Genomic DNA, 9,297 nt, shown 5'->3' on the forward strand with positions numbered 1-9,297 from the left:
CAGACGTTGGCGCTTTCGCGCTGCTGTAAGGTTGTTGTCATTTGTTTATGATTGCTTTATTTGGTTTTCAATGTTCGTGACGGCTTTGTGTTCCGCCATGTAAATAAACATAAAGCTTTTATTTCAGTTTGTAAAGGGCTTCTAAGCACAGTTTTTTTTATAAAAAATATAACCAGAGCTTATGTCAGCCTGGAAAGCTTGCTTTGTGGGGTTTTTAAAAGCAGAAGGTGGACTTTGTGGACGATCGCCCACAAATGCAGAATACTCATAATCTACCTGGGCGACGAAATTCCGGGCTTGCGTCAGTGTTAAGATAGATGAAGGTCGGCAATCGCCAACCGCAAAACTCGCACTGCACAGATATATGTTGTTGCGTAAGTCCGATCGATAAAAGTCCCAACGAATGTCCCGCACCGTCACCTACAGCCCTGCTTATACTCTGGTTCCTACTTACGAGTGTTTTAACCGCTGCACCTATTGCAATTTTCGGGCCGAACCCTTGCAAAGTCCTTGGCTGACAGTACCAGAAGCCGAAAAACAGCTTTTGCTGCTGCAAACTCAAGGTGTAATTGAAATTCTGATCCTCAGCGGCGAGGTACATCCTCACAGTCAACGGCGAAAAGCTTGGTTGCAACGGATTTACGATTTGTGCGAACTGGCACTTGCTCTGGGATTTTTGCCGCATACTAATGTGGGGCCGCTCAGCTTTGAGGAGATGGCACAGTTAAAAGAGGTGAATGTATCGATGGGGCTGATGCTAGAACAGCTTGCCCCACATTTGTTACAAACTGTTCACCGACACGCACCGAGTAAAGTTCCGGCGCTGCGGCTGCAACAGTTAGAATGGGCTGGGGAATTGAAGATTCCGTTTACCACTGGTTTGCTGCTGGGAATTGGGGAAAGTGAGGCCGATTGGGTGGAGACATTAGAGGCGATCGCCCGCATTCATTCGCGTTACAATCACATTCAAGAAGTTATCCTCCAGCCACACAGTCCGGGAAATCAGCAAATTTGGGACGGTGAAGTTTTTGATGCTACAAAAATGCCGGAAGTAATTGCGATCGCCCGCAGCATTTTACCTGATGAAATTGTCCTACAAATTCCGCCCAATTTAGTTGCACAGCCAGACATATTGCTGGCTTGTTTAGAAGCAGGTGCTAGAGATTTAGGAGGAATTGGGCCGCGGGATGAAGTTAATCCCGATTATCCTCACTTGCAACACCAAACTTTAACAAAAATTTTAGCAGTATCGGGATGGCAACTTGTGCAGCGTTTGCCTGTTTATCCTCAGTACAATAAGTGGCTGCCGCAGACATTGCAAACGGCTGTTAAACAATGGAGAGTTAGTCATTAGAAATTCTTATTTCTTAGTCCGCGCAGGAGGACTTCGTTTGACAAGAAGCGGTTTCAACCGCCGAGTGATAAAAATAAACTATTGAGATTTTAAATCAAAGAACCGCCACCATCAATCCACACTTCAGTACCTGTGATAAAGCTGGAGGAATGTGATACCAGAAATAACACTAATTGGGCGACTTCTTCGCTAGAACCTGCCGTATTATCCGTCAAAGGAATCATGTCTTGAATGGAATCAGGCGCGACTGGAATGCGATCGAGATGGCGCTTAACGGTGCTTTCTTCAATGGCAGTCAGCACACCGCCCGGACAGATCACATTGACTCTAATTTGGCAGGCTGCGAGTTCTAGCGCCAGCATTTTTGCAAAGGCTACTTGGGCAGCTTTTGAACAAGCGTAGGCCGTGGCACCAACTTTCCTGAAACTTCTGGTGCCATTAATCGAGGATGTAATTACAATTGAACCTCCTTGTTTTTTCAGATGAGGAACAGCATACTTAACAGCCAAAAATGTTCCTCTGAGGTTGGTTTTAATTGTCCGATCCCACTCATCGGGTTCTATCTCCTCTATCGGCGACCATACACCGTTAATACCCGCATTTGCAAACAAAATATCAATTCTTTGATATTTGTCAAAAATTGTTTGAAACGCTTTTTGCATTTGCTGAGAATCTCCAACATCTGCGGCAATAGCCAGCCCGCAGCCTCCTTCATTGACCAACTGGCGGACGGTTTCTTGCCCCGTTTCCAAAATGTGATCGATAATAGCAACTTTTGCGCCTTCCTTGGCCATTAAAATTGCTGCTGCATGACCAATTCCCGACCCACCGCCGGTAATAACGGCAACTTTTTCTGAAAGTTTCATATTTTTTATATAAATATTTTTTTCGCGCGATCGCATAGAATAAAAATAATACTAGAGAGATTTAGTCCTCACTACAAACAACTTTTTGTCATCAAAATCATGAAAGTAAAAAGTGGTTTAATGTACTAATTATAGCGGTAAGGTGTGCAGTGCACACCCTACTTTAGGCTGAGGAGTACGTCAATTTTAATGCAGTTCTTAAGGCTGTGGCACCCAGACCGAAACAGAACCGGCGTTACACCGAAAATCAGCCCAACCATCGTCATTCGTTGTGATTGGTTCTTTGATGTGTTCGGTGATGTCAATATAAGTTCGATTCGGTTGTCCGACTTCCATAAACTTGGTGCCATCGCCTCCGTTACTGAGTACCACAGCCATGCCGCCCGGATGTTCTTCATCTCCGAGTCGCGTCCAGCCAATGGTATTGGCGTGGTCGAAGTAATCGTACTGATTGCCGTAGGAATAAGTTTGGCGCGCGAACAAGAATTTATCGAGAATAAACTGATGTTTGTCTAACCAAATCTCGTATTCGTTGCCATCGTTTGCTGTATCCTTATAGTTGGCGCCATAATAGTCCGGGTAAAAAATGCACGGATATCCTTCGCTTCGCAGCAAGATTAAAGCGTACGCAAGAGGTTTAAACCAAGCCTCGACAACAGATTCTAGGGATTGTAATGGTTGAGAATCATGGTTGTCAACCAAGGTAACGGCGAGGGTTGGTTGCTGTTGGACGAGGGTGTTATCAAAAATTGTTCGCAAGTCGTAGCTATTGCCGGCTTTGCTAGCAGCGTGGAAGTTGTAATGGAGGGGGGCGTCAAATAAGGAGACTTTACCATCCGTTGCTTGGATGAAGTAGTGCAAAGCTTCCACTTCATAAGACCAATATTCACCGACGGCAAATAGGTCGCGTTGGGCATAGTGGCGAACGTGTTCCAACCATTCTTGGAAAAATTCTGCTTTAACGTGTTTGACGGCATCGAAACGAAAGCCGTCAACGTTTGTTGTATCGACATACCACTCACCCCAGTATTTTAACTCCCCGCTGACTTCTGGGTTGTCCATATCTAAATCGCAACCCATGAGGTAGTCAAAATTACCTTTTTCTAAGTCTACTCCTCGATCGAATTCTTTGCCTTTTAGCAGGTAAACGGCATGGGTTTCTGTGTTGTAAACGTTGTAATCAATGGCGTCAAAATGCCACCAATGCCACTCCATACTAGAATATTTTTTGTCGCGTCCGGGGAAGGTAAAATGCGTCCAAGCTTTGATTTTTTGATATTCGCCTACGGTGTCATTCCGGTTGTCGGGATTGAAGGGTGTGGCTTCGGCTTCTTCTTCTGCATCGGCACCTAATTTGTGGTTGAAGACAACATCGGCATAAATCCGAATTCCTGCATCTTGGGCAGCTTTAATCGCGGCCAAATACTCATCTTTTGTGCCGTATTTCGTGCGTACCGACCCTTTTTGGTCGAACTCGCCTAAATCGAATAAGTCGTAGACGCCGTAACCCACATCCATGCCGCCGCCAGTTCCTTTATAGGCGGGTGGCAACCACAGGGATGTAACCCCTATTTTGGCTAAATCTTTTGCAGATTTCGCTAGCTGATTCCACAGGCTGCCGTCGTCGGGGCTGTACCAGTGGAAATACTGCATCATCACGCCATTGAGTTGAGACATATATTTAGTTTTTCCTGTTTTTTTAAATTGCGATCGACATTTATGTTCGTAGCTCGCTAGTTTACGTATGTCTGCAATCTATGGTTAATAAATATCATAAAAGATGGGGCTGCTAAAAAAAATCTATCTGTTGATGTATTGACAACAGAATGTAAATTTGATACTAATTTTAGGCAGACTAAAAAATATTAATTTGGTGGCGACTTTGCAGCAACTCGCTCAACTCTGGTGTTCCAAGTACCGTCGATCGCCAATTCAAGCAATCTAAATCCCGGCGGGATTTCGTCAAGGATAATCGGATGGCTTTTGGGTAAAAGTTGGATGCAGGTGCTGGGTGTCCCCAAGTAGGTAACTGAACCCCGCTGTTGTTGAAATTCTTGGTGAATGTGGCCGCAGAGGACTATTTTGATTTGAGGGTATCGATCGACAATTGCGAAAAATTCATCAGCATTCTGCAGCATCATTCCATCCATGATTTCAGAGTCGATCGGCAAAGGATGATGGTGCAAGGCAATGATAACAGGTCGATCGCCGGTTTGTTGCAGTTGAGAGTCGAGCCAATGCAAGCTTTCTGGGGAAAGCCGCCCGCCGTCGCATCCGGCTTCCACACTCGAAAGTAATAGAAATTGCCAGTTTCCTAGCATCCATGATTTTTCTGGGGAAAGGGGCGGTTGATTTAAGATTTCTGCCATGACTGGGATGTTGTCGTGGTTCCCAGGTATCCAGTAGGCGGGTATTCCGAGGGGGGCGATGAGGGAGACGAGGCGCTGGTAGGATTCGGGTGTTTCGTCTTGGGACAAGTCGCCTGTGAGTAGGAGTAAGTCGGGCGGCGGCTGTATCTGTTGCACGCGATCGAGAACTGCTTGGAGGGTGCGGGTTGTTGAGAGGCCTTTCCATTCTCGATCGAGCTCTGCAAACAAGTGAGTGTCGGTGATTTGGGCGACGAGTAGGGGAGAAACTGGTGTCATGGCTGGTGTTGCGGGTCGTTGCTATAGTTCTACAGTACCTTCCCACAAGGGTTTTCGGGATATGGGAAAAAAGGGCGATTCCCTACCCTTCGGGAACCCAGGCGCGATCGGGATAGCTGGGCTTCACGAAATTTTTGACAGGTATGTTAAAATTTTCGAGATTTGGTGTAATATAAGAAAACGTCAAATTTCAGACGTGACGGCGGCATAGCCAAGTGGTAAGGCAGAGGTCTGCAAAACCTCCACCCCCAGTTCAAATCTGGGTGCCGCCTTTTTTAATTTTTGTTAGATGTGGGGCGATGGGCAAACCTTTCGAGGGTTGTGGCGAAATTTAATTCTTTAAGACTGAGGCAAAAAGCCGGTTTCTTAACCTGATTGCGTAATTTTAGGTTAAGGATGAGAACGAGAAACCCGCTTTTTTATGTTGATAGTATGCCCCGGACTGTTCTTGTCTCTTATGCTATTTTTTCATGGTTACTCTCACTACTCCATCACCTGTTAAACTCTTCCTCGAATTCTCTCTCTCTGTTCTATCTGGATTTTCATACGATTATATAAATCAACTGTAGGATCGGAATGACTAATGCAAGCAACTAAAGCATAACGTTGTATTTCAATTTCATCGGGTTTTGCCCATTTACGGTTACAACTTACAATTAGGGTCATGTTTCCTCGATCGTATTTTGTGGATCGATCAAAAATTTCTACTTGCCCCCTTTGTATTGTTCCTTTTTTTCGCACAGTGGAAGTAGGAGACAATGTGACTTCAATACCAGCGCCATGTTTTTCCTTTAACTTTGTTTTTGTGTTGTCTGGGGACTCATCAGGCAAACTTGTCTTGGTAGCCGTTTCATAAGCATTTTTAACAATTTCGCGGTCGATGCCTTTAAAAAGGTCGAATTCCATCGTGACTCCTAGATATGAGTCTCCACGAGTCGGACGAGTTGGCGGGTCAAATGCGAGGGTAATGGACAATATACGAGTGCCTTTTTTCTTCAGGAAATCAGATGGCAACTGGGGAATTTCGTAAATATGAAAACTTCCTACTTTTATCGAAATATTATCCTTTGATAGAACAACATAGTTTTCGGCGGAATACATTGCACGTTGCAGTTCAGGCTGCCCATAACCATAGATTGCTAACTGCTTTTTAATTTGTTGAGTTGAGGAATTGTTACCTTTAGATTGAAATTCGGGCGGAATTTCTTCGGGAAGAACCGCAGAGTTGACAATAAGCGCCCGAATCAAATTAGAACTGGCATCTGGGTATTTTGTAAAGAGTTGAGCAGCAAGGTTAGCAACACGAGGTGCCGCAAAGCTTGTACCACTGCATAGCTGAAACAAAGAATTGTAGTAATCTTTGGATAAAGTCAGAACAGATACACCAGCTACATTATCTGACAGTATATTGGTTTTAGGTAGATCCAGACTTTCTCGATAACTGAGGTCTAATACTAAATCTCCACCAAAATCTACAACATCGGGCTTAATCATTCCATCCACTCCAAAGCCAGTTCTGGTAAATGGAGAAGGGTATCCTTGTAGTTTTGCGATCGCCTGACGACGGACATCAGAAGGTTCCGTGATGCTACCGCGACCAAATGATAAAGAACCAACGGTTAGTGCAATTGCTGAAGTCGCGGGATCTATGATTCGAGCGCTCTTTTCCAGGAGATAATTTGGGTAATCAATCCGTAGTTGCTCATCTGATTTGGCCTCTTCATAAAAAGCATTTCCTGCTGAAATTACAAAAACAATATTTTTATGTTGGTATTGATAAGCAATTTCATCGATCTTTGCAGCTAATCGAAACTGCTTCTGATCCTCTCTGTAAATTTGGTCAGCGTTACCCAGTGAGATATTGATAACTTTACAATTGGGATACTGTTCAACAAAAGCACGAATGGCTTGATCGAGTTGAGTTTCTACGAGAAGATCCTCATCATATTGGTTCTCATCGTTTGTCACACGAGCAGAAAATAGCCAAGCTGTTGGATCAAACGAACGCTGTTTAATGCAATTCTCAACATCTCCATAGATAGCAATTCCAGCGACATTAGTACCATGTCCATTTACATCGTCAGGGCCACCTTTTATGAATTGGCGGTTTGCATCTGGGAATACTTCAGCTTCACCCAACACTGGAGCAATCAACGGATGACCACGCTGTACGCCAGAATCTATGACAAGAATGCCACAATTATCTTCAGGTGGGGAAACAACTTCTGGAAAACTAACAATTGGTAGATTATAATCAGCAGTGCTTTCAAATGCAGGTTGGGGAGGGCGATCTATTTCCTTAACAATTTTCTCTTCTAACAAAAACTCTAAAACTTCATGACTGACTTTAATTCGCGCTATACATAGGTATTCACCTATGTAGCGATCGCTCATTCTCATAGGAGCAGTATCACTGGACAAGTATTCTAGCGTTTCGGTAATATCATCTAAATACTTTTTCATTTCTTTGCGATCGCCTGTGTGCCACAGTTCCAAATCTAAGGCGGCAAGTTCATCTGATTCTACAGGCTTTAGCTCCAATAGACGACCAATGCGATCCTCACGTTCTAAAGGAACTACGTCATCAATTGCTCCTAAATATTCATATTTAGGCCCATCTGTAATTTGACTGTAATTTTCTAACCTTTTTTTGAATTCTGTTAGCTGATTATCAGATGAAAAAACCACAATAGCTTTGTTGGGTTCACGCGCTAAACAATTAAGTCCTGTTAGAGTCACCAAATCATCTGAAATATAACCTTTTTTAGCCATTTTCAGCTTAAAAATTAATTTGGGATCGAGACGGAAGGGATTATTTTTTTCCTTGACAGGCTCAGTCAAGATGGCAATTTGACCCAATAAATGCTTACTATGTTCACTAATATTAGGCCGTTTGTTACCGCCAAATCCAGGCTTCGATCGCCGAGGTAATTCGATGTTTATTCTAGGTAATTTCAAATGTTCAAACTTACTTACCATTAGGTCTAGACGTAAATAATTATTTTGAGTTGGCTATTATACTTTGTCTGTCTAAAAAACGCCCGATCGCAAATTCTAAATCATCTGCATTCAAGGTACGTTCCCCTCGCAGAACCACAGCTTTAATCGCATCAGAGCAAATCCGCTCTATATCTGCTCCAGTAGCATTCTCAAGCCTCGCGGCAAAACTAGATAGATCAATAGCAGTATAACGGATCGCAGACAGATAGCGACTCAAAAGAGCCGTCCGCAGTTCAACTGTTGGATTATCAAAGAAAATAACTTCATCAAAGCGTCGCCAAACAGCACTGTCCAGTAGTTTCTCGTGATTAGTAGCTGCGACAAAGATACTTTGATTAGTCGCATTATCTATGAGCTGTAGTAAGCTATTCACTAGGCGTTTGACTTCGCCGTGTTCATTTAAGTTATCGCGATCGCGGGCGATAGCATCAAACTCATCGAACAAAACAACCCACTCACCGTTTTCAATGTAGGTGAAAATTTTCTGAAGATTAGTGGCAGTTTGACCCAAGTAAGAAGAGAATACCGCTGTTAAGTTTACATAAACAAGCGGTAGCCCCAACGCACTCGAAAGGATTTTTGCGGTTTGAGTTTTGCCGCAACCAGGTGGGCCGCAGAAAAGCAATTTGTTTTTGGGCTTCAGGTTATAGGCTACAAGGATGTCTTGCTTGCGGTTTTCAAGGACGATTTCTTGAAGGATATCAAAAACTTTTTCACTGAGTACGATGCGATCCCAAGTAAGATCGAATCGTTGTACATTAAGTAAGGAAAGTCCAGTATCCTTGTCTTTAGGAGGTTCCGGAAACTTATTCCAAGGTGCCAAATTAGCAGCTAGAGGTTTGGTGTATTCAGTGCCGTTTAGAAGCAGCTTTTCTAAATCTCTAGCAAGTAAGACATGATTTTTATTTTTTTCTTCTTCAATAATTTCCCTAGCGGCAGCCAAAAACTCATCTCTTTCATTGTGAGAGAAGCTTCTGAATAGTTTTCTGAGGGTTTCGCCACGCGCCATATCTTGCAACAAGAGTTTAATACTCTACATACCTTCCTTAATTAAATATAGTCCATTTTTACTAAAAAGTCAACATTGGAAATGCTCAGTTTTATGTATGGATTTTCTGTGGCTACGATGTTATCTTTTATCTATAACTAATAACTTAATTAATGTGAATAAATTATATTGTATACAGAAGTGTCAGATTACCTTACCGCTATCTTATAAGCAATGATTAAAATTTTATTTTATGTGAGAAATAATTGACGCCTCGTCCTTCTACGTTAAATATAAATATGAAAATTTAATTGCTAATCACTAATCGCCCCAAGGCAATTAGCAATTAGCAATCTTACTCAAATTCTCACATTTTGCTGATAATTCTTTGCAGGATTTCCACGCCTGTTACCGCTTGCCAGCCAAACAGCCCCAAGAGCACAA

At 43.0% G+C, this 9,297-nt stretch carries 7 protein-coding genes, 1 tRNA gene and 1 pseudogene; 3 read left to right on the forward strand and 6 right to left on the reverse strand.

The annotated features are described in order from the left end of the window. Positions 1-403 precede the first annotated feature (403 nt). A complete protein-coding gene (gene cofG, locus QUA45_RS26100) occupies positions 404-1,354 on the forward strand; it encodes a 7,8-didemethyl-8-hydroxy-5-deazariboflavin synthase subunit CofG (RefSeq protein WP_333222658.1) in 951 nt (316 codons plus the stop codon). Between the two features lie 89 nt (positions 1,355-1,443). Here cofG and QUA45_RS26105 read toward each other — a convergent pair whose 3' ends face one another. The 3 genes from QUA45_RS26105 to cpdA all read right to left on the reverse strand — a co-directional run bounded on the left by QUA45_RS26105 (position 1,444) and on the right by cpdA (position 4,865). Then, complete coding sequence (locus QUA45_RS26105; RefSeq protein WP_333222660.1) at positions 1,444-2,220, reverse strand: SDR family NAD(P)-dependent oxidoreductase; 777 nt, start codon at positions 2,218-2,220, stop codon at positions 1,444-1,446. Between the two features lie 198 nt (positions 2,221-2,418). Continuing rightward, complete coding sequence (locus QUA45_RS26110) at positions 2,419-3,897, reverse strand: alpha-amylase (protein WP_333222662.1); 1,479 nt, start codon at positions 3,895-3,897, stop codon at positions 2,419-2,421. Between the two features lie 188 nt (positions 3,898-4,085). After that, positions 4,086-4,865, reverse strand: a complete 780-nt coding sequence (gene cpdA / locus QUA45_RS26115; RefSeq protein ID WP_333222664.1) for a 3',5'-cyclic-AMP phosphodiesterase — start codon at positions 4,863-4,865, stop codon at positions 4,086-4,088. Between cpdA and QUA45_RS26120 the strand changes: the two genes are divergently transcribed. Both QUA45_RS26120 and QUA45_RS26125 read left to right on the forward strand, forming a co-directional pair. Continuing rightward, the gene (locus tag QUA45_RS26120; protein ID WP_333222666.1) at positions 4,864-5,076 is read left to right on the forward strand and encodes a hypothetical protein; all 213 of its coding nucleotides are present in this window, start codon (positions 4,864-4,866) and stop codon (positions 5,074-5,076) included. The genes cpdA and QUA45_RS26120 overlap by 2 nt on opposite strands. Further along, positions 5,067-5,137 (forward strand) — tRNA-Cys (locus tag QUA45_RS26125). Before QUA45_RS26120 ends, QUA45_RS26125 begins: the two co-directional genes overlap by 10 nt. 226 nt (positions 5,138-5,363) lie before the next feature. Here the strand turns inward: QUA45_RS26125 and QUA45_RS26130 are convergent. From QUA45_RS26130 to QUA45_RS26140, 3 genes and pseudogenes are all read right to left on the reverse strand, one after another. Beyond that, complete coding sequence (locus QUA45_RS26130; protein WP_333222667.1) at positions 5,364-7,844, reverse strand: S8 family peptidase; 2,481 nt, start codon at positions 7,842-7,844, stop codon at positions 5,364-5,366. Positions 7,845-7,863: 19 nt separating this feature from the next. Continuing rightward, complete coding sequence (locus tag QUA45_RS26135) at positions 7,864-8,886, reverse strand: ATP-binding protein (protein ID WP_333222669.1); 1,023 nt, start codon at positions 8,884-8,886, stop codon at positions 7,864-7,866. A 334-nt stretch (positions 8,887-9,220) separates the two neighbouring features. After that, positions 9,221-9,297: pseudogene (locus QUA45_RS26140) on the reverse strand (DUF4079 domain-containing protein); the annotation flags it as partial.

This window comes from Microcoleus sp. Pol12A5, assembly GCF_036701435.1.
Lineage (GTDB): Bacteria > Cyanobacteriota > Cyanobacteriia > Cyanobacteriales > Microcoleaceae > Microcoleus.

What these genes read in the sequence shown, in the direction of transcription:
- QUA45_RS26120 (WP_333222666.1), top strand. Translation starts at nt 4,864, where the DNA reads ATGGCTGGTGTTGCGGGTCGTTGCTATAGTTCTACAGTACCTTCCCAC.
- QUA45_RS26110 (WP_333222662.1), bottom strand. Translation starts at nt 3,897, where the DNA reads ATGTCTCAACTCAATGGCGTGATGATGCAGTATTTCCACTGGTACAGC.
- QUA45_RS26130 (WP_333222667.1), bottom strand. Translation starts at nt 7,844, where the DNA reads ATGGTAAGTAAGTTTGAACATTTGAAATTACCTAGAATAAACATCGAA.
- cofG (WP_333222658.1), top strand. Translation starts at nt 404, where the DNA reads ATGTCCCGCACCGTCACCTACAGCCCTGCTTATACTCTGGTTCCTACT.
- cpdA (WP_333222664.1), bottom strand. Translation starts at nt 4,865, where the DNA reads ATGACACCAGTTTCTCCCCTACTCGTCGCCCAAATCACCGACACTCAC.
- QUA45_RS26105 (WP_333222660.1), bottom strand. Translation starts at nt 2,220, where the DNA reads ATGAAACTTTCAGAAAAAGTTGCCGTTATTACCGGCGGTGGGTCGGGA.